Origin of the sequence: Candidatus Villigracilis affinis (genome assembly GCF_016705895.1) — a bacterium.
GTDB classification, from domain to species: Bacteria; Chloroflexota; Anaerolineae; order Anaerolineales; family Villigracilaceae; genus Villigracilis; species Villigracilis affinis.
Map to the genome: position 1 here is coordinate 1 of NZ_JADJKT010000032.1, position 21,852 is coordinate 21,852.

The 21,852-nt window shown below is 51.6% G+C and carries 24 protein-coding genes and 1 pseudogene; 13 read left to right on the forward strand and 12 right to left on the reverse strand.

Annotated features, from left to right (window positions below; genetic code table 11):
- The 3 genes from IPI86_RS14745 to IPI86_RS14755 all read left to right on the forward strand — a co-directional run.
- Positions 1–270: hypothetical protein (locus IPI86_RS14745; protein WP_345298769.1), on the forward strand; the 270-nt coding region annotated here is incomplete at its 5' end.
- Positions 271–293: 23 nt separating this feature from the next.
- The gene (locus IPI86_RS14750; protein WP_345298770.1) at positions 294–461 is read left to right on the forward strand and encodes a hypothetical protein; all 168 of its coding nucleotides are present in this window, start codon (positions 294–296) and stop codon (positions 459–461) included.
- A 209-nt stretch (positions 462–670) separates the two neighbouring features.
- Positions 671–1,171, forward strand: a complete 501-nt coding sequence (locus IPI86_RS14755) for a hypothetical protein (protein ID WP_345298771.1) — start codon at positions 671–673, stop codon at positions 1,169–1,171.
- Between the two features lie 126 nt (positions 1,172–1,297).
- Here the strand turns inward: IPI86_RS14755 and IPI86_RS14760 are convergent, their stop codons facing one another.
- Genes IPI86_RS14760 through IPI86_RS14780 form a run of 5 tightly spaced genes read right to left on the reverse strand, consistent with a single transcriptional unit; the run spans position 1,298 to position 6,372 of the window.
- A complete protein-coding gene (locus IPI86_RS14760) occupies positions 1,298–1,705 on the reverse strand; it encodes a putative toxin-antitoxin system toxin component, PIN family (protein WP_345298772.1) in 408 nt (135 codons plus the stop codon).
- A gap of 1 nt (position 1,706) precedes the next feature.
- Positions 1,707–1,934: a hypothetical protein gene (locus IPI86_RS14765; RefSeq protein WP_345298773.1), complete on the reverse strand. Its 228-nt coding sequence runs from the start codon at positions 1,932–1,934 to the stop codon at positions 1,707–1,709.
- 15 nt (positions 1,935–1,949) lie between these two features.
- Complete coding sequence (locus IPI86_RS14770; protein WP_345298774.1) at positions 1,950–2,684, reverse strand: HAMP domain-containing sensor histidine kinase; 735 nt, start codon at positions 2,682–2,684, stop codon at positions 1,950–1,952.
- Between the two features lie 59 nt (positions 2,685–2,743).
- On the reverse strand, positions 2,744–4,537 hold the full coding sequence (locus IPI86_RS14775; RefSeq protein ID WP_345298775.1) for an ABC transporter ATP-binding protein: 1,794 nt from the start codon (positions 4,535–4,537) through the stop codon (positions 2,744–2,746).
- A gap of 38 nt (positions 4,538–4,575) precedes the next feature.
- On the reverse strand, positions 4,576–6,372 hold the full coding sequence (locus IPI86_RS14780; RefSeq protein ID WP_345298776.1) for an ABC transporter ATP-binding protein: 1,797 nt from the start codon (positions 6,370–6,372) through the stop codon (positions 4,576–4,578).
- A gap of 120 nt (positions 6,373–6,492) precedes the next feature.
- On the opposite strand from IPI86_RS14780, the gene panB reads away from it, so the two are divergent.
- Together panB and IPI86_RS14790 are read left to right on the forward strand one after the other, a co-directional pair.
- Positions 6,493–7,368: a 3-methyl-2-oxobutanoate hydroxymethyltransferase gene (gene panB / locus IPI86_RS14785; protein ID WP_345298777.1), complete on the forward strand. Its 876-nt coding sequence runs from the start codon at positions 6,493–6,495 to the stop codon at positions 7,366–7,368.
- A 58-nt stretch (positions 7,369–7,426) separates the two neighbouring features.
- The gene (locus tag IPI86_RS14790; protein ID WP_345298778.1) at positions 7,427–8,689 is read left to right on the forward strand and encodes a hypothetical protein; all 1,263 of its coding nucleotides are present in this window, start codon (positions 7,427–7,429) and stop codon (positions 8,687–8,689) included.
- A gap of 69 nt (positions 8,690–8,758) precedes the next feature.
- Here IPI86_RS14790 and IPI86_RS14795 read toward each other — a convergent pair whose 3' ends face one another.
- The 4 genes from IPI86_RS14795 to IPI86_RS14810 all read right to left on the reverse strand — a co-directional run bounded on the left by IPI86_RS14795 (position 8,759) and on the right by IPI86_RS14810 (position 12,115).
- A complete protein-coding gene (locus IPI86_RS14795) occupies positions 8,759–10,246 on the reverse strand; it encodes an acyltransferase (protein ID WP_345298779.1) in 1,488 nt (495 codons plus the stop codon).
- A gap of 90 nt (positions 10,247–10,336) precedes the next feature.
- Entirely contained in the window at positions 10,337–10,567 is a 231-nt protein-coding gene (locus tag IPI86_RS14800) for an Lrp/AsnC ligand binding domain-containing protein (RefSeq protein WP_345298780.1), read from the reverse strand.
- Positions 10,568–10,581: 14 nt separating this feature from the next.
- Positions 10,582–11,469, reverse strand: a complete 888-nt coding sequence (locus tag IPI86_RS14805) for a formate/nitrite family transporter (RefSeq protein ID WP_345298781.1) — start codon at positions 11,467–11,469, stop codon at positions 10,582–10,584.
- Positions 11,470–11,572: 103 nt separating this feature from the next.
- Positions 11,573–12,115 carry a LysM peptidoglycan-binding domain-containing protein gene (locus IPI86_RS14810; RefSeq protein ID WP_345298782.1) on the reverse strand — a complete coding sequence of 181 codons (543 nt, stop codon included), beginning with the start codon at positions 12,113–12,115 and terminating at the stop codon, positions 11,573–11,575.
- Between the two features lie 101 nt (positions 12,116–12,216).
- On the opposite strand from IPI86_RS14810, the gene IPI86_RS14815 reads away from it, so the two are divergent.
- Entirely contained in the window at positions 12,217–13,668 is a 1,452-nt protein-coding gene (locus tag IPI86_RS14815; RefSeq protein ID WP_345298783.1) for a methylenetetrahydrofolate reductase C-terminal domain-containing protein, read from the forward strand.
- Between the two features lie 67 nt (positions 13,669–13,735).
- Here the strand turns inward: IPI86_RS14815 and IPI86_RS14820 are convergent, their stop codons facing one another.
- Both IPI86_RS14820 and IPI86_RS14825 read right to left on the reverse strand, forming a co-directional pair.
- Positions 13,736–14,149 carry a ferredoxin family protein gene (locus IPI86_RS14820; RefSeq protein ID WP_345298784.1) on the reverse strand — a complete coding sequence of 138 codons (414 nt, stop codon included), beginning with the start codon at positions 14,147–14,149 and terminating at the stop codon, positions 13,736–13,738.
- Positions 14,150–14,552: 403 nt separating this feature from the next.
- Entirely contained in the window at positions 14,553–15,158 is a 606-nt protein-coding gene (locus IPI86_RS14825; protein WP_345298785.1) for a superoxide dismutase, read from the reverse strand.
- A 362-nt stretch (positions 15,159–15,520) separates the two neighbouring features.
- Here IPI86_RS14825 and IPI86_RS14830 point away from each other — a divergent pair.
- From IPI86_RS14830 to IPI86_RS14855, 6 genes and pseudogenes are all read left to right on the forward strand, one after another.
- A pseudogene (locus IPI86_RS14830) lies at positions 15,521–16,719 on the forward strand (aconitase X catalytic domain-containing protein).
- Positions 16,707–17,126: a DUF126 domain-containing protein gene (locus IPI86_RS14835; protein ID WP_345298786.1), complete on the forward strand. Its 420-nt coding sequence runs from the start codon at positions 16,707–16,709 to the stop codon at positions 17,124–17,126. Before IPI86_RS14830 ends, IPI86_RS14835 begins: the two are co-directional and overlap by 13 nt.
- Before the next feature lie 81 nt (positions 17,127–17,207).
- Entirely contained in the window at positions 17,208–17,528 is a 321-nt protein-coding gene (locus IPI86_RS14840) for a hypothetical protein (RefSeq protein ID WP_345298787.1), read from the forward strand.
- Between the two features lie 7 nt (positions 17,529–17,535).
- Positions 17,536–18,018: a gluconokinase gene (locus IPI86_RS14845; protein ID WP_345298788.1), complete on the forward strand. Its 483-nt coding sequence runs from the start codon at positions 17,536–17,538 to the stop codon at positions 18,016–18,018.
- Complete coding sequence (locus tag IPI86_RS14850) at positions 18,015–18,515, forward strand: YbaK/EbsC family protein (protein WP_345298789.1); 501 nt, start codon at positions 18,015–18,017, stop codon at positions 18,513–18,515. Before IPI86_RS14845 ends, IPI86_RS14850 begins: the two co-directional genes overlap by 4 nt.
- Before the next feature lie 59 nt (positions 18,516–18,574).
- A complete protein-coding gene (locus tag IPI86_RS14855; protein ID WP_345298790.1) occupies positions 18,575–19,834 on the forward strand; it encodes a hypothetical protein in 1,260 nt (419 codons plus the stop codon).
- Between the two features lie 14 nt (positions 19,835–19,848).
- On the opposite strand, the gene IPI86_RS14860 is transcribed toward IPI86_RS14855, so the two are convergent.
- Complete coding sequence (locus IPI86_RS14860; protein ID WP_345298791.1) at positions 19,849–20,838, reverse strand: integron integrase; 990 nt, start codon at positions 20,836–20,838, stop codon at positions 19,849–19,851.
- A 214-nt stretch (positions 20,839–21,052) separates the two neighbouring features.
- On the opposite strand from IPI86_RS14860, the gene IPI86_RS14865 reads away from it, so the two are divergent.
- Positions 21,053–21,619: a GNAT family N-acetyltransferase gene (locus IPI86_RS14865; RefSeq protein ID WP_345298792.1), complete on the forward strand. Its 567-nt coding sequence runs from the start codon at positions 21,053–21,055 to the stop codon at positions 21,617–21,619.
- Positions 21,620–21,852 lie beyond the last annotated feature (233 nt).

A 21,852-nucleotide genomic window follows, 5' to 3' on the forward strand; every position in this document is an offset into this window, starting at 1 on the left:
ATGTTCAGCGTGCTCGGCAGTACCATTTTGTTATTTGGCGCATTCTCGAAAGCGCCGCTCAAACGCTACGGTCAAATTGCGAATTGGAGTATTACTGGGCTGACTTTCGGGTTGCTGTTTCAGACCTCGATGGCGGTCACAGGAACGACACCTGAGCGAATCGGGTTCGTGATGCCCATGTCCGCGCTGATGGTGAATGCGCTGTTGGGCGTGTCCATGCTGATGCTGGTTGGGCGATGGATGATCCGCAGGATGTTGCAAAATACATAGGCAGGAACTAAAGGAGTCCAGATATGATCGCAAACCTTTTATTCGCTTCTTTCTATCTTTCCGTCGGAGGGATGCTGGCATTTGCAGCATGGACAGGCTATTTCGACCTCCCGTCCATTTTGTTGTGGATCGGAGCAGGGATATTTTTGATCGTAGGTCTCTGGCGGCTGCTGCATTTGAGCAAGGGATGACCCCTTTTGCACTTTTCCAAATTAATCGAGCAATCAATTTGCCTGGAAACCCCAGAGCCTAACCACGGAGGCACGGAAACACTGAGAAAAACCATTAAAAACTCCGTGACTCTGTGTCTCCGTGGTTTAATTCGGATTGCTTAATTTAATTGTTAATCTACAATAGGGGAGGTTGGAGGGGTTGGGCTTTGAATTAAAAGGAGAAAACGATGACAGAAAAAAATGTACTTCCGTGGGTCGAAGTCAATGAAATGATGAACGATGAGTATCGTCAAGTGGTGGTTGCAGATGCGCTCAGTCACTACCCGAAGGCTTCCCCCGAATTGAATAAATTCGCGTTGGATGTTCTCAAGAAGACGATCCAGGTGAATGGATTTCGCTCCTTCCAAAGCATTCCGCCGCAGATGGCAAAGATTCAGGTGGCGAAGGAGTTCAAGGTCAATGACCTGCTGGCGACGGCGGTCATTTGTCTGTGGGCTGAAAAGCAGCACGAGATCATCGAGTCCCTTGCGAGGGCGGCGCGGGAAGCCAATATCCCTGTGAAAGAAACATGGAGCTGGCAGGAAGCGCGTGATGGCTTTGTGCAGGGCGAAGATACGCCAGAGCTGGATCAACTGGCAAGTTCACTGTCCGCGCAAAAGACAAAGCCCGAATCAGATCATTATATTTTGGCTGCATTATGGTTAAGCAATAGTCTTTCTGTGGAATAAGCGGACCCCCATCCGTCCCGCTATCGCGGGACACCTTCCCCCCAAGGGGGGAAGGTCAATGCTGCGGGAGTTTTAGCTTCCAACAGCACTTACCAACCTATGTAGTTGGAGGAGTACATTGTGTCTTCATAGAGAAATAATAGACAGATAATCGCGCGGTGTAACAATCTTAATTTCTTGAAATGGATTCAAAATCAACAGGTCAGAATCCCCAGTCACAATAACTTGGGCGCCGCCACTGACGGCCAACTCAAGAAGATAATTATCCTTGGGGTCGCGACAGACAGTGATCGTCTCTGTGATTTCAATTAATTCAGAAGATTGCACCAGGGCAATCAGGAATTCTTCGCGTTGCTCGGCAGAAACATAACGCTCAAACTTTTTTCGCTGAAGAATCTCATTTACCTCATTAACAAGTTCTTCTGACAACAAAAATTCTCCTGCTTCAATTGTAGCAAACATCGCTTGAGCAGGAATGGAATGTTCAAACAACAACGCGCTTACCAGCACGTTGGTATCAAAGACAACCCGCATATTAATCTTTGAGTAAGTCGTCTAAAATTTCAGGGGTCAAACCGCGCTCCTGGGCCGAACGGCTGATCTCGCTCATCACCTGTTTCAATGGTTTGTGAATGAGTGAAACTTCCAGCAAGCGCAGGCTGAGCAGTAATTCCATTTTCTTGCGTTCTTCCACACTGGCCCTGTGATATGCTTGGGCCGCTTCAGATGAAACCTGAATGGATATGGTTTGCATGGCAGACATTTTCGCATCTCCTTTTTAAAAATTATACACGAGAAAAATCATCTTACTTCCCGCTACAACGGAATCGTAAAAGAAGAACGAACTCCCCACGCCTGCTTCGCTTTCGAACCAGGTCTCGCCGTCGTGCAGGTCAACGATGTGTTCGACGATCTTGAGGCCCAACCCAAAGCCGAGGCGCGGATCGTCCTTGTCTTCGAGAATGGTCTGGAAAGGCTGAAAGACCAGTTCGTGATTCTCTTCGGCGATGCCGATGCCTGTATCGCGCACTTCGAAGAGAATGTTCTCGGCTTCAAGCTCCACACGAACGGTGACATAGCCCTTGTCGGTGAACTTCACGGCGTTGTGGATCAAATTCAACAGGGCCTGGGTCAGGCGCAGCGGGTCCGCTTCAAGGGTGGGTAGTTCCTCTGGAAGCTCCTCTTCGAATGTGACTCCGCTCTTTTCTTCGACCAATTGGTCGGCGATGGTCATCACGCTGTCCAGTATCCCGTAAATATCCACCTCTTCCAAATTCAATTCCATCTTGTTCGTGACGGTCTCGGCATAATCCTGAAAATCAGAGACCTGTCCGATCAGGGGATTCAGCGCCGCCTGAATATATTCGATGGGGGAATCTTTTACGCCGATATAATCCTCCAGCTCCTCCATGCGGTACAGCGCGTTGACATTCTTCTGCACATCGGCAAGCCCCTTGCGCAGGGTGCTGGACATTTTATATAAGAACTCGTTGTTGATCTCAGAATTTTCCACGACTTCCTCCTGGATGATGATGGTTTTTTGCGGCGATTATACTCGGCGCTTTTCAGGTCTTAATCCTGAAAGCCTGTCTGATACAACTCAAAATACTTGCCCTGTTTTGCGAGCAATTCGGTATGGGTTCCCTGCTCGATGATCCTGCCGCCTTCGATGACCACGATCTTGTCCGCGTTGGTGATGGTGGACAAGCGATGTGCGATGACAAAGGAAGTCCGTCCCTTCAACAAACGCGCCAGCGCCTTTTGGATGATCTGCTCGGTCTGCGTATCCACCGATGAAGTGGCTTCATCCAGGATCAAAATACGCGGGTCAGCCAGCAATGCACGCGCGAACGAGATCAACTGTCTCTGCCCCACGCTGAGCATAATGCCGCCTTCCTCCACGGAAGTTTCATAGCCATTCTTCAAGCCCACAATAAAATCGTGCGCGTCCACGGCCTGCGCGGCGGCGATCACTTCGTCATCGCTGGCGTTCAGGCGGCCGAACAAAATATTTTCCTTGACACTGCCGTTGAACAGGAATGGGTCCTGCAGCACCATGCCCATTTGCTCACGCAGCGAACGCTGAGTCACTGTCCGCAAGTCCACACCGTCTACGAGCAAACAGCCCGAAGTTGGGTCATGGAAGCGGGCGAGCAGCTTCACGATGGTCGTCTTGCCCGCGCCCGTCTCCCCCACCAGCGCCACCGTCTGCCCCGCTTTGATATCGAGGTCGATCCCATCGAGGACGAGAGTCGGGTCATCGGAATAGTGGAAGGAGACGTTATCGAATCGGACTCCGCCGTGAATTGGTTCTATCGCACGGGCATTTTCCGCATCCCGAACTTCCACCTGCGTATCGAGCAATTCGAGCAGACGCTCCCCGCCCGCCATCGCCGATTGCAATGTATCGAAGCGGCGGCTCAAATCGCGGATCGGCTCGAAGTAGCGGTCAATGTATAAAACGAAAGCCACCAGCACGCCCGCCGTGATCGACTCGCCCAACACGGCCGTGCCGCCGATGTACACAACCGCCGCCGTCGCCAGCGCCCCGAGGACATCCACAACAGGCAGGAAGGACGCGGCCACCTTCGCGGCATTGATCGCGGTTTGCAAATAATAGCGGTTGGTGTAATTGCGGAAGGAATCGTAGTTATGCGCCTGACGACTGAAGGCCTGCACCACGCGAATGCCGTTGATGTTTTCCGCAAGCACCGAGTTCACCCACGAGACCGCCGCGCGAACCTTACGATACGCGATGCGCGCGGTACGGCGATAAATGACCGTGGCAAGGATCATGAACGGAATGGTCGTGAACGTGAGAAGCGAGAGCTTTACATTCAACGCCAGCATGGCCACGATGATCATCACCAGCGCGAACAGGTCACGCGCGATGGCAAGCACCGCCCAGGTGATGAACTCGCGCAGGGTTTCCACATCGTTGATCACACGCGTGATGACGCGTCCCACTGAATAGCGGCTGAAGAATCCCAGTGACAGGCTTTGCAAATGCTCGAACAGCAGTTTGCGCATGTCGTAGATCACCGACTGTCCCACCCGCGCCATGATGTTCACGCGCCAGTAAATAAAGCCCCAGCGGATGATCGCCGCCACAAGATAGATCAGGACGACATTTCGCAGCACGGTGTAATTCCCCGCAACCAGACCATCATCAATGGCGACCTTGACGAGGTACGGCCCGATCACGGAGGAAAGCACCGCCACAAGCATCAGGAACGAGGAAAACAGCAGCTGCCATTTATACGGCGCGACAAAACCGATAAGCCGTTTCGCAACATTTGGGTCAAGCGGCTTGTCGTAGAATTCTTCCGACTGGGTAACGTAGGTTGGAGGGGTGATGGTTGTCATGGGTTACAGGTTACAGATTTCAGGTTGAAGGTGTGGGATCAATTGAGATCTCTTGAATGATAGACGGCTTTTTCAGGGCGCGGTTCGAACAAGGTGACTTCGGCGGGGTCGGCGTTTTGAGCGAGCTGCAGGTCGTGGATCTCTTTGTACAGGCCGCCCTGCTTCAACAACTCGGCGTGTGTACCCTGCTCGACAATGTGTCCCTTGTCCATGACGAGGATTAGATCCGCGCGGCGGACGGTGGAGAGGCGGTGCGCAATGACAAAGGTGGTACGGCCTTCCATGAGATTATCCAATGCTTCCTGGATCAATTTTTCAGTTTGCGTATCCACGCTGGAAAGAGAGTCATCGAGAATCAACACACGCGGATTCATCAGCAGGGCACGGGCAATCGCCACGCGCTGACGCTGTCCGCCTGAGAGGGTCACACCGCGTTCACCGACGATGGTCTTGTATCCCTCGGCGAAACCGACAATAAATTCATGTGCCTGTGCCGCTTCTGCCGCAGCGACAACTTCTTCATCGGTGGCCTCGGGGCGGCCATAGGCGATGTTCTCGCGGATGGTATCGGAGAAAAGAAGCGATGTCTGCAAAACGATGCCGATCTGTTTTCGCAGGGAAACCAGGTCCACAGTGCGGACATCCACGCCATCCACAAGCACTGCGCCATCGCTGACATCGTAAAAGCGCGGGATGAGATTAATGAGCGAGGTCTTTCCACTGCCCGTCTGGCCGATCAGCGCGACGAGTTGATTTGGCTTCACTTTTAGGTTGATATCTGTCAGCGATGCTCGTTTCTCGTCGAGATATTTGAGCGAAACGTTTTTGAATTCCACTTCGCCGCGCAGGGCAGGCAGTTGGGTTGCGGCAGCGGAAGAGACGATTTCGGGTTTTGTATCCAACACTTCGAGCACGCGTTTTGCACCGGCATCCGCTTCGCCCGCCGCATTCACCAGCCAGGTCAACTGCTGGGCGGGCGCGGCCAGCATCATCACATAGGCGTTGAACGCCACCAGTTCGCCGACGGTCATCGTGCCTTGCAAAACCATGCGGCCGCCAAACCACAAAATGAGGATGGTACACAGCGTGACAAGAAAATCGGTGGAAGGCATCACCTTCGCCCACTCGCTAATGACCTTGATGCGGGCGTTGTAATAAGCACGGTTGGTGATATCAAAACGTTTGACTTCGTACGGTTCACGCGCAAAGGCGCGGACGACCTGTACGCCGGTCACATTCTCCTGCAAACGCGCAGAAAGTTCACCGAGCAGGTTATCCACTTTGAAGAAGAGGTGCGTGACACGGTCGCCAAATTTGAAGGTCATCCACACCAGCGGAAAGATCGGAATGACCGCAATGAGAGTCAACTCCCAATTGGCGCTGAACATAATGAATAACGCGCCAAAGAGGACGAAGATCAGCTGAGTCAACTCCACCACGGAACTGCCGATGAAGTTTTGCACTGCACGCACATCCTCGATACAGCGTGAGATGAGCTGACCCGTTTGGGCGTGGTCGTGATAGGAAAAGGAAAGATTCTGAATGTGGTTGTACATCCTGTTACGGATGTCATAACCGACACGCGAACCGATCCATTCAGAGATAAATCTCTGAACGGCGGTCAATGCCGCGGCGGTCAGACCCAGCGCGAGCAGGATGAGAGCCGAGCGCATCAGGAATCCCACCTCGCCGGGCACCAATCCCTGGTCGATCACGTCACGGATGATGCGCGGCACGTAAAGGTTCAACGCAGTGAGGGCGGCGAGGTTGAGCGCAGAAAGGAAAATCTGCGGAAGATAGGCGGTCACAAAGGAGCGGAGTCGAAGTATGTTCATAGTTTATGCGGGGTGATAAGGATACCACGAGAAAATCAATCAACATATATGATTTTCGTCAGTTGTACCCGCATATTCCTCTCTATATACTTGAATCAAACCCATCCAAAAGGAGCAAGAATGACTGAAACGCGCAAGAAGATCACTCTGCCGTATTTGTTCAAGAAAGTCGAAGATAAACAGCCGATCACCTGGCTGACCTGTTACGACTACCCAACCGCCTATTTGCAGGAGCAGGCGGGAATTGAGATGATTTTGGTCGGAGACAGCCTGGGCATGACCATGCTCGGCTTCGACTCCACCCTGCCCGTCAAGATGGATGACATGATCCGTCACGCGCAGGCAGTGAGGCGCGGCGCACCGACGGCCTTCGTGGTTGGGGATATGCCGTACATGACGTATCAAGACTCGGTTGAAAATGCGATTCGAAATGCAGGCCGATTCATGTCTGAAGCGGGATGCGACGCGATCAAGCTCGAAGGCGGGGCGGCGATGGCGAATCGCATCAAAGGGATCGTGGATGCGGGGATACCGGCCATTGGCCACCTTGGGCTGACTCCGCAATCTGTCTCCGCTTTGGGCGGGTTCCGCTTACAAGGGAAATCTGCCACACTGGCAAAGAAGATCCTGGACGATGCAAAGGCGCTCGAAGAAGCAGGCGCATTCTGCATTCTGCTGGAACTGGTGCCCGACCGATTGTGCAAGCTCATCACCGAGCGTGCCGAGAACTGCATCATCATGTCGCTTGGCTCGGGTCCCGACGCACATGGTCAATTGTTGATCTATCACGACATGTTTGGCCTGTACCCCAAGTTCAAACCAAAAATGGCAAAGGTGTATGGGAATGCCGGTGAAGTCATTTTAAACGGCTTGAAAGGCTATCACGACGAGGTCATCGGCGGGCAGTTCCCCGAAAAGGAAAACTACTTCGGCATGCCCGATGAAGAATTCGAAGAATTGAAGAAGATGGTCGAAGGCGGCCAACTGCATCGATAAGATCACAGGTGACAGTCGCTTTAGAAGCGACTGTCACCTGTTTATATAAGGAGCAAGAATGGCAAACGTACAGAAACTTCTCAAGATCTCACCCGACAAACTCAAGGCGTTCAATTCGATCCTTCTCGATCCCAATTCGCAGATCATGAAAGACTTCCTCGCAGTGGTGGCAAAGTACGGCACACCCGAGGAGATCAACAAAAAGCACCGCACCGCGCGCAAGATGGAAAACCTTTTCAAGATCGTGCAGGAACGCAACCCCGAGGCGCTCAAGGACTTGAATTGGCTTATTCAACAACGCGATAAAGGCGCATTCATTTCAGTAGCCGATTATCGAAAAAAGGTACTGGGCAACGCCGCAAAGAAGATGAAGTTCAAGGATAAATACGCAGTCACATTGGAAGTCTCCGCGCTGCAATATTTCCCCTGGGTACGCGCGATGGCAGAAGAAGCCATCGCGAACAAGACACTCATGCCCGGGCGCTACATCGCAGTCCGCAGGATGAAGGAATCTGAAGCCGATGGAGACCTGCCCGCCATCGTCGCCGCGCTAGATATCATCGGCGCATCCTTCGTTGAAACGTTGGATACCAAAGGCACGGATGGGTCAAATCCGCATTTGGGCGGACCTGCCACGATCACAGGCTATTTCGGCGGCATCGGCCAACCCAATGAGCATGCGCTGATGTGGCTGGATGAGTTCCTGTACTATTACACCCATTACGGCGTCCAGCATGTTTTGAATTTCAATGCAGGCACGATCCTGCTGGCTTTCCTGCTTTATCGTTTGGGCGTGAACATCCAGTTCAAGATCTCCGTCTTCTTCGGCGCGGACAATCCGTATAATGCGCTGTGGATCATGACCATGGCAAAATTACTCAGCCGTGACGATGGGACGAGTCCGCTGATCGGATTCAACTGGTCAAACTCGGTCAACAACCAGACGATGGAACTGACCGCCGATTTCCGCAAAGCGCTGGACCTGGAAAAGGTTGTGCGCTTTGAACATCACATCACCGAGCCGCAGAAGAGCATCGTCATTCAACCCTACAATCGCCGCGCCGAATTGGTGGAACTCGCCGATCACGTCGCCAACATCGCGGCAAAGCACGAAGGCGGCGACCCCGAAGTGGATGTCACCCGCGCACATCAATCCGACATTTTGGATTATTTCCGCGAGAAGAAGGAAGTCATCGAAAACGGCGATTGGGACAACCTGCAACGCAACTACCTCGACAAAGTCGATGCCTGCAACCGCACCGCCTGGGCGTTGACGGAAAAGGGATTGAGTTTTATCGCAGCGAAGAATTTGCACAAGTAAACAATAGAAAGTGGAAAGTAAAAAGACCTCCGTCACCTGGAGGTCTTTTTCGTTGCAAGAACAGAATGTTCAAGCTGACAAAGGCTTGGGAGCATACACCCCAGCCCGCCTGAACCCATAGCGAACCAGGAGCGAGAGCGCAAGCATGATCCCCCAATCGGTGACCAGAATACTGCGCGGGAAATTATGAAACCAGCCGACAGAATAGCCGATAAAGATGATCAAGCCCAAGGCCATCGTCCCAGCCGTGACGGAGATCAAGACCGGGCGCACGAATTGCATGAACGACCCGTAAAGTATTGCAGGGTTGGAGGCATTAAATCCAACGGTGAAAATCGTCCGCAAAACAAAAGCCGACCAAAACATTGCCAGCGCAATTGGACGATAGAGGGCGTACTCACGCCCCATGTCTATACGCAGGTTGAAGGCGAGATAAATCGAAAGCCCAAGCAGCCCCAAATCCAAAAAGAGGATCGGCATGCTGACATTTTGCAGAATCTTCTTTAGCCAGATACGAAGCGGCTGGTCGAAATAAAAATGAATCAGCAGGACGAGACCGATCGTTAAAGGCAGGAAAGTCAGGTCAAAGATCTGTTTAGGGTCGGCAATGTTGAGGTTGTTCAGGGCACGTTCATACAGCCAGAAAAATGGGACATGCAAAATGTACAGCCCATAAGAAGTATCCCCAAGCGTGATCAGTGCGGGGGTATTGAAGAATTTGGAAAGCCACGATTTATCCAGCGCAAGCGCCACAATGACGACGGTCAATACTGGGGCAAGCATCCCAGTCATCAGCTGCAAGCCGTGCGGCAGGCTGGGCAACCGACTGCTGATCACGATATAAGCACAAGCCAGTAACACTCCGCCCGCAAATACAGTCAGTGTTTTATTGGATCTGTATTCCCGGTCTCGTCCCTCTCGCAAATACCAGATCCCGCCGACCGCCCCTAAAATAAACGAACTTATATGAAAAATCGGGAAATAAACGAGAAAGTTTTCGTATTCTGGAAAATAACCCACCCAAAGCGCATTATGAATGGTCTGGCTGACGGCCCATAAGATGAGCGAGCCCCAGATCAATTTTTTCATCGACTGGCGATAAGCCCACATCGTAAAGAATGGGAATACTGCATAAAAGAAAAATTCCACGGTCATGGACCAGGCCGCGAAATTGAATGACTGTGCGTAACGGGGAATCCAGGCTTGCAGGATCAAGACATTGGCAAGTGTCTTTTGCAGTTTGATCTGGGCAATGGAATCGGAATAGTAAAGGCATACCAGGATAAAAGACAGAAGGTATAGCGGATACAGACGCAGAAAACGCGCGGTCCAGTATTTGCCGACATTGAACTTCTCGCCCGGGCGATAATTCACCAGCGACATGACAAACCCAGAGAGCACGTACAGATACGTGACACTGGTGGTGGCGGAGACCAGAATCGGCGAAAGCGGGAAAAAGTCAATCGCTTTCAGGTAAACGCCGCCACCGCCGTGAAAAAACAACACGACAATGATCGCAATGAAACGGGTAAAGGTTAACTGATCGAGTCTTTTCATCCAATCCTCAAGAAACTGCGCCTTATTCTACTAGAAAAAATCGGGCTGGCATTCAGCCAGCCCGATCAGGACAACGAGGAAACACAAAATTTACAGGTCAACCGCGAGGCAGGTGAGAGTCTGCTCGACGCCCGGGATGGGCTGGATCTCCAAAGCCGTGATCGAACCCAGTTTGGCCAGATCAGATGTCTCAACGACAGCCACCGCATCGTATGGGCCGAAGGTCATGTGGGCTTCTTTGACATCACTCACCTTGCGAAGCTGCAAAACCACGTCCTTCACATCGCCCGCGCGGATCTTGATCATGATATACGCTTTCATGGTTACTCCTTTTGTTATGCTTTCTTATCACGAAGGAACACAACCCAATAGATGGCGGCCACCAGCACTGCTCCGCCAATGATGTTGCCAATAGTAACAGGAATTAGATTTTTAATGAAGAATGCCTGCCAGGTCAGCAGTTCCAAATTAGGGACCCTGTCACCCACTGCAGCCATGAACTGCGGATCGAAATCCTTGATGAAGAGCCCAATGGGAATAAAGTACATATTTGCAACACTGTGTTCAAAGCCAGCCGTTACAAATGCCGTGATCGGGAAAATGATCGCCAGAATCTTATCGATGGTGGTACGCGCGCTGTAAGTCAGCCAAACCGCCAGACACACCAGCGCATTACACAGGATGCCAAGCGCAACCGCCTGTACGAAACTAAAATCACATTTTGCCACAGCGATCCTCAGGGCGGTCAACCCCACCGCATTCGCGCCAAAGGTGTACTGCCTGGTGAAAAACATCAACGCCGCTGTCGCAATGGAGGCGACGAAATTCCCCAAATAAACGATTGCCCAATTGCGCAATAACGCGCGACCCGTCACTTTCCCATTGGCCCAGGCCATTACGATCAGGTTATTGCCCGTGAACAATTCCGCGCCACCCACAACCACGAGGATCAGGCCAAGGCAGAAAACCAGCCCGGACAGCAGGCGGGTCACACCGAATGGCAGGCCGGTAGTGTAGGCTACTGCTCCATCCGCCGTGGTGATCGGCATGCTGCCAGCCGAAACGGTGGTGGCAAATATCGCCCCCAGAGAGATGAACGCCCCCGCCAACAGCGAAAGCATGAACATCGTAAAGGCCGGCATTTCCGCCTTGCGCACACCCAGGTATTCCGCACGGGTTGCCATTTCAGCAGGCAGAAGGGCATCAATTCGGATCTCGCTCATACGAATCTCCTTTTTGAAACCTAATTGTGAATTTTTTTATAATACAAGTGTATCAAAACGAGGTCCAAACAGGAAGCGAATTTTCCATCAAAAGCGGAATTTCTTATTCCAAAGCATCTGTTTTCTTTTTTGCGCCCAGCCATGCGCCAATGCCCGCGCCAAGCAATGCCGCCAAAACAATGACTCCCAAAACGATCCCGCCCGTTTGCCGCGAAGCAGGCGGCACGGGCAACGGAGTTGCCGTGGCCGTGGCTGTGGGTATAACGGGCTGTGTATTCGTGGAAGTGGGAATCCCCAAAGTCACTGTCAGTGTTGGAGTGGGCGTCTCAGTGCTTATTTCAGGTCTTTCGATCAGAAGTTTCTGGCCGATGAATATCTCGTTATTGCTCAAGCTGTTCAATAACTTCAACTGTTCAATGGTGGTGTTGTACGCAAGCGCGATACTCCACAGAGCCTCGTCCGCTTGAACGATATGAAATACCCTGCCATCTTCCAACGGTGTGCTGGTGTGAATGATCGCGATGGGCGTTCCGAGTGTGGGCGTGGTGGTGACCTGTAAAAAGGCCGCACCCACCCACTTAAGCGGAATCAGGCTCAAGGTTAAGAAAAGAAGCGGAATTAATATCCATATAAAAAATCGTCTCATCCGAAAATTATACCGTTCCCGGATGGTTCGGAGGGCTTCTCAAATTTCCAGTTGCGGGTGTAAAATTATATATAATATATAATCCAAAGGAGATCGTTCCCATGCCCGGCTTTACTCCAGGACGACGTTATCAACCGCCATTTATGCCTTTCAAGCGAGTGCCCTTCAAACAGCGCGTACTTGCGAAGATCGAGCTGGCTGTCAAGGGACCTCTCTTTGGATGCCGCATGTGCGGGAATTGTCTCTTACAGGAAACCGCATTTATCTGCCCGATGGAATGCCCGAAGGGATTGCGCAACGGTCCATGCGGCGGATCAACACCGGAAAAATGTTACGTGGACGAATCGCGCCCTTGCATCTGGTATAAAATTTATGACCGATCTTTCAAATTGGGCCGTGAAGCATTGCTGCTTGAAGTATTGCCGCCCATGGATTGGAACAAGGCGGGAATGGATGCCTGGAGCGATGTATTCATTCAAGCGAAAAATGTCGGGGTGAAGAATATCATCTCGGGTCTTACCTCGGGGGAAGCTGGTTCTGTTACGAAAACACTTGACTCTGTCTTTCGGCCGGTGCGCCAGCCCGATTGGTGGCAGGGCGATGCACTTTATCACGCACCAAAATACACGGAGCCTGCCTCCGAATTGGAGCGACGGCTGAAGGCAGGAGAATTTGTTGTTGCGGCGGAAATCTCCCCGCCCATGTCTGCCAATACTGACAAGCTCAAACAGAATATCGAAATGCTCAAGCCATACACAGCCGCGCTGAATTTCACTGACAGTCCATCGGCAACCCCGCGCATGTCCTCGTGGGCATGCAGCAAGATCGCAGTGGACCTTGGCGCGGACCCGATCATGCAGATCGCCGCGCGTGACCGCACCCGCATCGGCTTGCAAGGCGAAGTGATGGGCGCGGAAGCCCTCGGAATTCACAACATCCTGTGCCTGACAGGTGACAGCATGGCACTCGCCCCCTCCCCTCGCGGACGCATGGATATTGTCGATCTGGACGGCATTCAGATGCTATGGATCCTGCGGCGCATGCGTGACGAAGGCAAATATCTCGATGGGCGCGAGATCAAGACCCTGCCGAAATATTTCCTCGGCGCTGCGGCGTCCCCTTTCGCATCCAACATGAAGTTCCAAGCCTTGCGCGAACAGAAGAAAGTGAACGCAGGCGCGCAGTTCTTCCAAACCAACGTCGTCTTCGACGCGGATGCCCTGGATGAATGGTTGAATGAGATCGCAAAACGAGACATTCTGGACAAGGTCTACATCATGATCGGCATCTCGCCGCTAAAAAGTTACCGAGCCGCCGTGTACATGAACGACAAAATACCCGGTGTATTCGTGCCTGAAACAGTTCTCAAGCGCATGGAAAACGCCAAGGCCAAAGGTAACGAGCAGGAGGAAGGCGTGCAGATCACGCTTGAATTGATCGAAAAGATCAAGACCAAACAAGGTGTAAGCGGAATTCACATTATGGCGGTCGGCTGGGAAGATATTGTCCCGCGCATCGTGCGTGAAGGGCTGGGGGTAAATCCTGTAAAATAATAAGCCAAGGTTAATAAAAACAAAAAAGCCAGGCGCATGTGCCTGGCTTTTTTCATTTCAATTGTTATTATGAACCCTGGTCGCTGTCTTTGGCGGCGTAACCTGGGCCGCTCTTGAAGAACTCGTAATTCGGCTGGATGTCTGCGGTGAGGTCAACGGTTTCACCGGCGGCGAGCTGCTTGGTTGTCTCAAGGACAACTGCCTTGCCATGGTGATTGGTGCCTTCGTAGTGACCAGTAAGACCGACTTTGCTGATGAATTCACCACCCTTGGCGGTGTAAGCAGCAGGCACTTCATCTTCGGGGAAGATGGCGGCGTACGGGCACTCGGGCACGCAGGCGCCGCAGTCGATACAGGTATCGGGGTCAATATACATCCACGGCCACTCGGCTACAGGCTGGCCAGGAACGATACATTCCACGGGGCATACTTCGATGCAACCGCGGTCACGAATGCACAGGCTGGTAATAATATGTGTCATGGTAATTTACTCCTTGTAGGATTGTAATTAAACCGAACATATCTATTATAACTTCGTTTAACTTTGTGGCAAGGGAAACTTGAAGCAGATATGGCTTGCAAAGTCCGATTAATGTCGCTCTGAGCGAAGCGAAGAGCCTCTTAGCCGCCGTAGAGACCCTTCGCTATCGCTCAGGGAATCATGTTAAAAGGGCTTTCTCAAAAAAAGTCAAGCGACTTTGCAACAGCCATAGGAGCAGGCTTTTCTAAAAAATGGCATCTCGTTTTAAGAGATCTTTCTTCGAGAGAGAGAGTCACGCAATGCAATCCTTCGACTGCGTTTTGCTCTGCTCAAGATGATGGGAAATTTAAACAAAGCATCCCGCAGAGAAAATTCTGCGGGATAATAGATAAAGTGAAAAATATTATTTTGCGGCGTACTTGGAAGCGACGGCATCCCAATTGACCACGTTCCACCAGGCGGTGATGTAATCGGGGCGGCGGTTCTGGTAATTGAGGTAGTAGGCATGCTCCCACACGTCAATGCCCATGATCGGGGTCAGGCCATCGGAGAGCGGACTGTCTTGATTGGCGGTGGATACAACAGCGAGGCCACTGCCCTTTTTGACGAGCCAGGCCCAGCCGGAGCCGAAGCGGGTTGTGGCAGCTTTGGTGAACTCATCCTTGAAAGCGTCGAATGAATTGAAGGAAGCATCGATCGCTTTGGCGAGATCCCCTTTCGGAGCGCCGCCGGCATTGGGTCCCATCACTTCCCAGAACAGGTTGTGATTGTAGGTGCCGCCGCCATGATTGCGGACAACCATGCGGACGCCTTCAGGAACTGCATTCAGATCGCCGAGCAGGGCCTCCAATGATTTGCCAGCCAATTCGGGGGTCTTTTCCACTGCGCCGTTCAGGTTGGTGATGTAGGTCTGGTGGTGCTTGGTGTGATGGATTTCCATCGTGCGCGCATCAATGTGGGGTTCAAGCGCATCGTACGCGTAAGCGAGTTTGGGAAGTTCAAATGCCATGAGGATTCTCCTTTGAGTTGATAATCAGTATTATATGAAACAGCATTCTTTGAATGTATAATTCGATTTTACCCCCTTATAACGATACTCGCAAGAAATTAGACAATTTTTATACAAATATCATATAAATCGCTTCCAGAGAGTCAATACAGGATTCCCGTGCGCGACTGTTGCTGTTTTTATTAATCCACATTGCCACTCTGCAATCTTCATGAAATTTAACGCACGCCAGCATACGTCCTCATCCCCAACCCTTCCCCTGCTGGGGAAGAGAGTCCCGAGCTAAAGGAATCAAAATGACCCTCAATTTATCAGTCAAAGATCAAGAAATGCTGAAAGGCGCACATGGGCCAGCGACCAAGATGGCGATGTCTATTTTGGTGCGCATGGCAGAAGTATCGGGTGCAAAGGAATTGCTCGATATCAGCGGCGCACACATTGACAGTACGGTGTACATCGGCGATGCGGGGCTGGAATACGCCGAACGACTCGCCAGCCTCGGCGCGAAAGTGGCCGTGCCCACCACGCTTAACGTCAGCGGTGTGGACGAGCATCATTGGAAGGAATGGGCGGTGCCGCCACTGTGGGCAAAACAGGCACATCGGCAGATGGTCGCTTATCAAAGCATGGGGACCATTCCAACCTGGACATGCGCCCCCTATCAAACCGAAATGCGGCCGAGCTTCGGTCAGCAAATTGCGTGGGGAGAATCCAATGCGATCGTGTTTGCCAACTCGGTGATCGGCGCGCGCACGGAGCGATACCCCGACATGTTCGATGTGTGCTGTGCCATCACAGGCCGCGCCCCCGCCATCGGATTGCATCTGACGGAAAACCGCGCGGGGAAAATCCTGCTCAAACTCGAAGGGGTCTCGGCTGAATTACAGGCGAGCGATGACTTCTACCCCGTGCTCGGTCATTATTTGGGAAAAATCTCATTGGACAGAATCCCAGTCATTGAAGGAATGAGCATTGTCCCCGATGACGATCAACTCAAGGCACTTGGTGCGGCGGCGGCTTCTTCTGGCGCAGTAGCCCTCTTTCACATGGTGGGCGTGACCCCCGAAGCACCGACAGTTGAAGCGGCCTTTCAGGGAAACACCCCGAAGAAACCATCATCGTCGATATGGAAATTTTGCGGCAGGCGCGCAGGGAATTAACACACGCTGATGATGCCCGCCTTGATATGGTCGTGCTGGGAAGCCCGCATTTTTCGCTGGCGGAATACAAGACCCTGGCGAAACTTGTCGAAGGGAAGAAGAAGCATAAGGATGTTAAATTCCTGGTGACCTCCAGCAGGGCGATGACCCAACTTGCGCAACAGGCGGGTTTTCTTGAAGCCGTTCAGGCTTTCGGCGCGCAGATCACTGTGGATACCTGCATTTTGACCACGCCGATGCTGCCAAAGGAGATCCGCTTTTTGATGACGAACTCGGCGAAATTTGCGTACTATGCGCCAGGCTTGCTGGATAAAAGAATCGCGTTCAGCAGTCTGGCTGATTGTGTTACCTCCGCTGTGAAAGGCGAGATCGTTCGGGATGAGACTTTATGGAAAGGCTAATATTGATCGGGAAGCCTGTGATATCAGGCAAGGCCAGTGGAATTGCATTGGTCAGCCGTGAGCCGCTTTCGTTTTGGGGCGGATACGATTGGAAGAGCGGAGAGATCACCGACCGCAGGCATCCGCTTTCGGGTGAGAATGCCAGGGGCAAGGTGCTGGTCGTGCCGTTCACGCGCGGCTCTTCGACGACAACCGCGGTTTTGCTGGAAGCGATCCGCGAAGGGACTGCGCCTGCGGCGATCGTCACGACGGCGACGGATTTTTTCTTTGCGCTGGCTTCGGTGGTGGCGGGTGAGTTGTACGAGAAATCGTTTCCGCTGATCGCTTTGTCTGAGTCGGATTTCGGTATGATAAAAACTGGAGATCAGGTTGAAGTGATGGAAGATGGGAAGTTGATCGTTAATTAGAAAAACCATTTAACGCAAAGACGCGAAGTCGCAAAGAAAAAATCCTGGCGTTTTACAACTTCACATGAATAGGAGACACTGATGAGTTGGGTTATTGTCATTTTGATCGCCATTTCCGCCAATATTATTATCCTTGCCACCTGCGGCGCGGGCGGCGGGTTGATGCTGCTGGTTGCGCTCAACGGTTTTTCTGAATCGGCGGCGACGCCGTTTTTGGCTGGATATGGATTGCTGGTGCTGGCCATTAGCTGGGGAATCTCCACGGGCGCGACGTGGATGTATGTAAAACCGCGCAGTGCCGCATCGGGGATTGGGTTTTGGCATGCGGCGGGTGTTAATGCAGGGGTGATCGTTTTGATGATCCTGGGCATCGTTGCTTTCATGGCGATCAGGGCGCTTTGATATCGCGATGGTGATCCTTGTGATGGGCGTGGCGGGTTCGGGCAAGACGACGATCGGGTCGCTGCTGGCGCTGGAACTCGGCTGGGATTTTTACGACGGAGACGATTTTCACTCTGCATCGAATCGCGCGAAGATGGCGCAGCGAATTCCGCTGACGGATGAAGACCGCTCCACGTGGCTGGCTTCTCTTCGAGACCTGATCAGCCAAAACTTAAGAGAGAATCGTTCCATCGTGCTGGCGTGCTCAGCGTTGAAGAAGTCGTATCGGGATGTGCTCAATTTCAATGAAGAGGTTCGCTTCGTGCATTTGCAGGGAAGCTATGAGCAGATCGAGGCGCGGCTGCGCGAGCGTACGGGACATTTTATGTCGGCGGAGATGCTTGCGAGTCAGTTCGAGATCCTTGAAGAAGCACCCGATGCGCTGGGCATCGATATTTCAAATACGCCACAGGAGATCGTGGCGATCATTCGCAAAGGATTCAATTTATGAAACTCCCCTCTCATCTTTATCTCGATGAAAAAAACATTCCCTATGAAGCGCTGAGTTTTTCGCCCGAAACCGAAAAGGGCGCGGCGAACGTGGCGCATGCGCTGGGCTTTTCGGAACGACAGGCGGTGAAGACGCTTATCTTTCAGGTGGATACGGGCGAGCGCGTGCTGGTGATGCTGGGCGGCGACCAGAATGCGGTCTCTGGAAATTTGAAGAAGGCAATCGGTTCGCGGAATATTCAAATGGCGGCGCCTGATGTGGTGAAGGAGACGACTGGATATATCATCGGTTCGATCCCCGCCTTTCACTGGCAGCCAGAAAATTTCAGGTCTTTCCTTGAGGCGAGTCTACTTAATGAACCGATCCTCGGCACGGGCGGCGGACAGTGGGGCGAGGAGATCATGATCACGCCTGAGAATTTGGTGAAGGCGAGCCGCGCGATCGTTGTGAATTTGACGGATCGGGAGAGGGCGGTGTTTTTGAATAGTGAAGGTTGAAGGTTTCAGGTTGAAGGTTTGAAGGTTGCAAGTTTCAGGTTTGAAGGTTTAGGTGATTTGTGAAGAGTGTTGGAAGGTCGTTTTCTGTTAGGAGCATTTTGCTGGTGATCCTGTCTGTGGCGGGCGGGATGATTGCTGTTGTGAATCTTTTTCTGCTTTCCAAGGATATGCTTTTTGGGGATTTTTCGGCAGAGGGGATCTTTCCGCGGCCGATGTATGGATTTTTCCGCGTGCCTGACAGGCCGAATACGATCGAGCAGAATGCGGTGAACCGACTGGCGGCGGATTATGCGCAGGTTTATTTCCCTGCGCTGGAGTTTTCGTCGCTTACTAAAAATTATGAAACAGGGTATCTCGACCCGTGGGGACGTCCTTCGCGATACGCGCCTTTCATCCATTATGTTTGCGCGGTCTCGTTCTGCAAGCTGGATTACGGGCAGGCAAGTTTGCTGCATATGCTGGTGCAGACGGGGTTGTTCTTTTTCTTTTTTGTGATGACTTTCAAGATCCTGAAAATCGAATCGGACCTGTGGATGGGGCTGGCTGCGACGATGCTGTTTCTGTTCGTGACGCCTGCGGGGCTTTCGTGGTTCGAGCGGGGGCAATTTTCGTTGTATGTGGCGCTGGCGTACCTTTTGCTGATGGTGGGTTTGATGAAGGATAAGCCTGTGCTGGTGTTTATTTCGGCGTTGTTCGCTTATGTGAAGTGGACTTCGCTGCCTTTTCTGCTGGTGGTGATGGCTGTGCATTGGCTGAGCGCAAAAGATGCAAGGGAGAGGCTGAGGTTTACACGATCAGCGCTGATCTATTTGCTGGTGCTTCTGACGCTTTCGCTGGCGTTTCGGAGCCGATTCATTCATTTCTTCGAGGGGATCTATATGCAGGAGGCGAATGTGGAGGCGGTGGGGATTGCTCTGGCGCAATTGCTGCCGACGGCTGTGGTGAAGGGGTTGCCAATCCTGCTGGTGGGGGTTGGGTATCTATCCCTGAGAAAATGCGGCAGAAACTTTGAGCAGCTTCCCCCTTTCCTGATCGGTTCTGGAATCCTGATGCTGACTTATCCGACTGTGGCGTTTGAATACAATATCCCGAATCTGCTTTGCTTCATTCCGCTGGTTTTTTATTGGGCGAAGGGGTCTGGCACTCTGCATGCGGCGGTGCGTATTTTGTTTTTCGGGTTTGTTTTTCTGGCGTCGTGCACGGTTTATGTGGGTTCGGCGGTGGGTGCGAGTTTTATTTTGCTGGGGTATTTGGCGGCGGCGGGGGTGTTTATGGGGATGCAGTTTGCGGGGGAGGGAATGGTGAATAGGGAATTGTGAGTGGTGGGAAGTGGTCAGTCTAGGGGGGATTTGACGGCGTTGGCTCCGCGTTGAAGGACATGGGTGTAGATCATGGTGGTTTTTACGTCTTTGTGCCCTAATAATTCCTGGACTGTGCGAATGTCGTAGCCTGCTTGAAGTAGATGGGTAGCAAAACTGTGACGAAAGGTGTGAGGGGTGACGCGTTTTTCGATCTTTGCAAGGGTTGCCGCCTGTTTGATGGTTCTTTGTAATGCGGTTTCGTGAATGTGGTGGCGGCGCATGACTCCGTCTTCCTTGTCGGTGAAGAAGGTGGTGGCGGGAAATACGTATTGCCATATCCAGGATTTGTCGGCGTTGGGGAATTTTTTGGCGAGGGCGTAGGGCATATGAACGGAGCCGCGCCCATGTGCCAAGTCTTTTTCATGTATGGCGCGGGTTTTGGCAAGGTGTTCGCGCAGGGCTGGGATGATGCTATCGGGGAGGGGTGTTTGGCGGTCGTCACCGCCTTTTCCGTCGTAGACAAGGATGCGGTGGTTTTCAAAGTCTATATCTTTGATGCGCAGGCGAAGGCATTCCATAAGACGTAACCCTGAACCGTACATGATCTGTACCATGAGTTTGTAAGGAGGGATCATGTTTTGGATGATGGCTTTGGCTTCATTTTTGGAGAGGACGGTGGGGACGCGTTTGCCTCGTTTGGGGCGGATGAAGCCAAGGTCGGTTTGGTCAAGTTCGATGTGGAGGACGTTGCGGTAGAGGAAGAGTATGGCGCTGATGACTTGATTTTGGGTGGAGGCGGAGGCTTTGCGGTCTACAACAAGGTGGGTGATGAATTGTTTGACTTCAGAGGCTGCCATTTCTTTGGGGTGACGCTTGTTGTGAAATAGGATGTATTGGCGAATCCATTCGACGTAGGTTTTTTCGGTACGCGGAGAGTATTGTTTGAGGCGGATGGCTTCTTTATATTGGTCGAGGAGTTTCTTCCCCTGCGGGGACGATGTTGGTTTTTGAGGAGTTTGCATTTCTTGCCCCTTTCTGCTGGTGCTTGTATAATACTGTTATGCAATCTATAAGGTATTATACAGCGAAATTGCTGTTATGTACCCCAAATGGGGTGTTATACAGCAAGCGGTTAAGTACCCGTTTTGGGTGTTTATACAGCACGCTGTATAAACAGTAGTTGGGCGCTTGGTCATAAAATAATCTTGTAAATATTCAACAGAATGAGTGGTTCTTATGCTATCAATCACACAACAAGAAGTAACTCCAGAAATCTTGAATCTGTTTGATTTGAATAATCCAACTATGCCTCGCGCTTTCAATGTTCTTGAAGGCATCATCTCAGGACAGATTTTAGTTGACAACCTTACTCAACCAAGTTGGGCAGTGGTACGTGAAGGCATTTATGGAACACTTTATTTTGGCGGTCAAATAACTTCTTCGGTTATCCCATCTATATTCGGGCACTTTTTTCAATTTGGCGGTATCGGTGTTGGGTGTTGGTTAGACAATCCGCTAAATAAAATACTCCCCGACAGCCCAGATTATGATGGATTTACTTTATATTTCACTGAGCGTTCATCTGCTGAAACGAACTTAGAAACACTTGTTTCGCAACTTCCGTCAAATTATGCTTTGGTATCTCGTGATGAGCACTTGTTTAAAAAATCCTTTGACTATGATTCAACTCTTGCATCTTTTGATTCAATAGAAAATGTCATGCAATACACGCTTGGGGTATCATTAGTTCAAGATGATTATTTGGTCTGTGAAGCGGCGACGGCGCACCCACGCATGGGTTAATGGAAGTCGGAGTAACCACCCATGAAAATTATCGTCAAAAAGGTCTTGCCACAATAGCGTGTGCAAAACTTATTGAAATATGCGAAATGCAAGGTTATTCAACATGGTGGGATTGCGCAAAACAAAATACACCGTCTGTGCGTCTTGCAAAAAAACTTGGTTATCAAAACGAGAAAGAATATAGATATGCGTGGTGGGAGAAAGGATGAACGCGTCTTCCACCGAACAGCGCC

Excerpts from the sequence above, each read along its gene's own strand:
- IPI86_RS14750 (WP_345298770.1), top strand. The coding sequence starts at position 294 with ATGATCGCAAACCTTTTATTCGCTTCTTTCTATCTTTCCGTCGGAGGG.
- IPI86_RS14755 (WP_345298771.1), top strand. The coding sequence starts at position 671 with ATGACAGAAAAAAATGTACTTCCGTGGGTCGAAGTCAATGAAATGATG.
- IPI86_RS14760 (WP_345298772.1), bottom strand. The coding sequence starts at position 1,705 with ATGCGGGTTGTCTTTGATACCAACGTGCTGGTAAGCGCGTTGTTGTTT.
- IPI86_RS14765 (WP_345298773.1), bottom strand. The coding sequence starts at position 1,934 with ATGTCTGCCATGCAAACCATATCCATTCAGGTTTCATCTGAAGCGGCC.
- IPI86_RS14775 (WP_345298775.1), bottom strand. The coding sequence starts at position 4,537 with ATGACAACCATCACCCCTCCAACCTACGTTACCCAGTCGGAAGAATTC.
- IPI86_RS14780 (WP_345298776.1), bottom strand. The coding sequence starts at position 6,372 with ATGAACATACTTCGACTCCGCTCCTTTGTGACCGCCTATCTTCCGCAG.
- panB (WP_345298777.1), top strand. The coding sequence starts at position 6,493 with ATGACTGAAACGCGCAAGAAGATCACTCTGCCGTATTTGTTCAAGAAA.
- IPI86_RS14790 (WP_345298778.1), top strand. The coding sequence starts at position 7,427 with ATGGCAAACGTACAGAAACTTCTCAAGATCTCACCCGACAAACTCAAG.
- IPI86_RS14795 (WP_345298779.1), bottom strand. The coding sequence starts at position 10,246 with ATGAAAAGACTCGATCAGTTAACCTTTACCCGTTTCATTGCGATCATT.
- IPI86_RS14800 (WP_345298780.1), bottom strand. The coding sequence starts at position 10,567 with ATGAAAGCGTATATCATGATCAAGATCCGCGCGGGCGATGTGAAGGAC.
- IPI86_RS14805 (WP_345298781.1), bottom strand. The coding sequence starts at position 11,469 with ATGAGCGAGATCCGAATTGATGCCCTTCTGCCTGCTGAAATGGCAACC.
- IPI86_RS14810 (WP_345298782.1), bottom strand. The coding sequence starts at position 12,115 with ATGAGACGATTTTTTATATGGATATTAATTCCGCTTCTTTTCTTAACC.
- IPI86_RS14815 (WP_345298783.1), top strand. The coding sequence starts at position 12,217 with ATGCCCGGCTTTACTCCAGGACGACGTTATCAACCGCCATTTATGCCT.
- IPI86_RS14820 (WP_345298784.1), bottom strand. The coding sequence starts at position 14,149 with ATGACACATATTATTACCAGCCTGTGCATTCGTGACCGCGGTTGCATC.
- IPI86_RS14825 (WP_345298785.1), bottom strand. The coding sequence starts at position 15,158 with ATGGCATTTGAACTTCCCAAACTCGCTTACGCGTACGATGCGCTTGAA.
- IPI86_RS14835 (WP_345298786.1), top strand. The coding sequence starts at position 16,707 with ATGGAAAGGCTAATATTGATCGGGAAGCCTGTGATATCAGGCAAGGCC.
- IPI86_RS14840 (WP_345298787.1), top strand. The coding sequence starts at position 17,208 with ATGAGTTGGGTTATTGTCATTTTGATCGCCATTTCCGCCAATATTATT.
- IPI86_RS14845 (WP_345298788.1), top strand. The coding sequence starts at position 17,536 with ATGGTGATCCTTGTGATGGGCGTGGCGGGTTCGGGCAAGACGACGATC.
- IPI86_RS14850 (WP_345298789.1), top strand. The coding sequence starts at position 18,015 with ATGAAACTCCCCTCTCATCTTTATCTCGATGAAAAAAACATTCCCTAT.
- IPI86_RS14860 (WP_345298791.1), bottom strand. The coding sequence starts at position 20,838 with ATGCAAACTCCTCAAAAACCAACATCGTCCCCGCAGGGGAAGAAACTC.
- IPI86_RS14865 (WP_345298792.1), top strand. The coding sequence starts at position 21,053 with ATGCTATCAATCACACAACAAGAAGTAACTCCAGAAATCTTGAATCTG.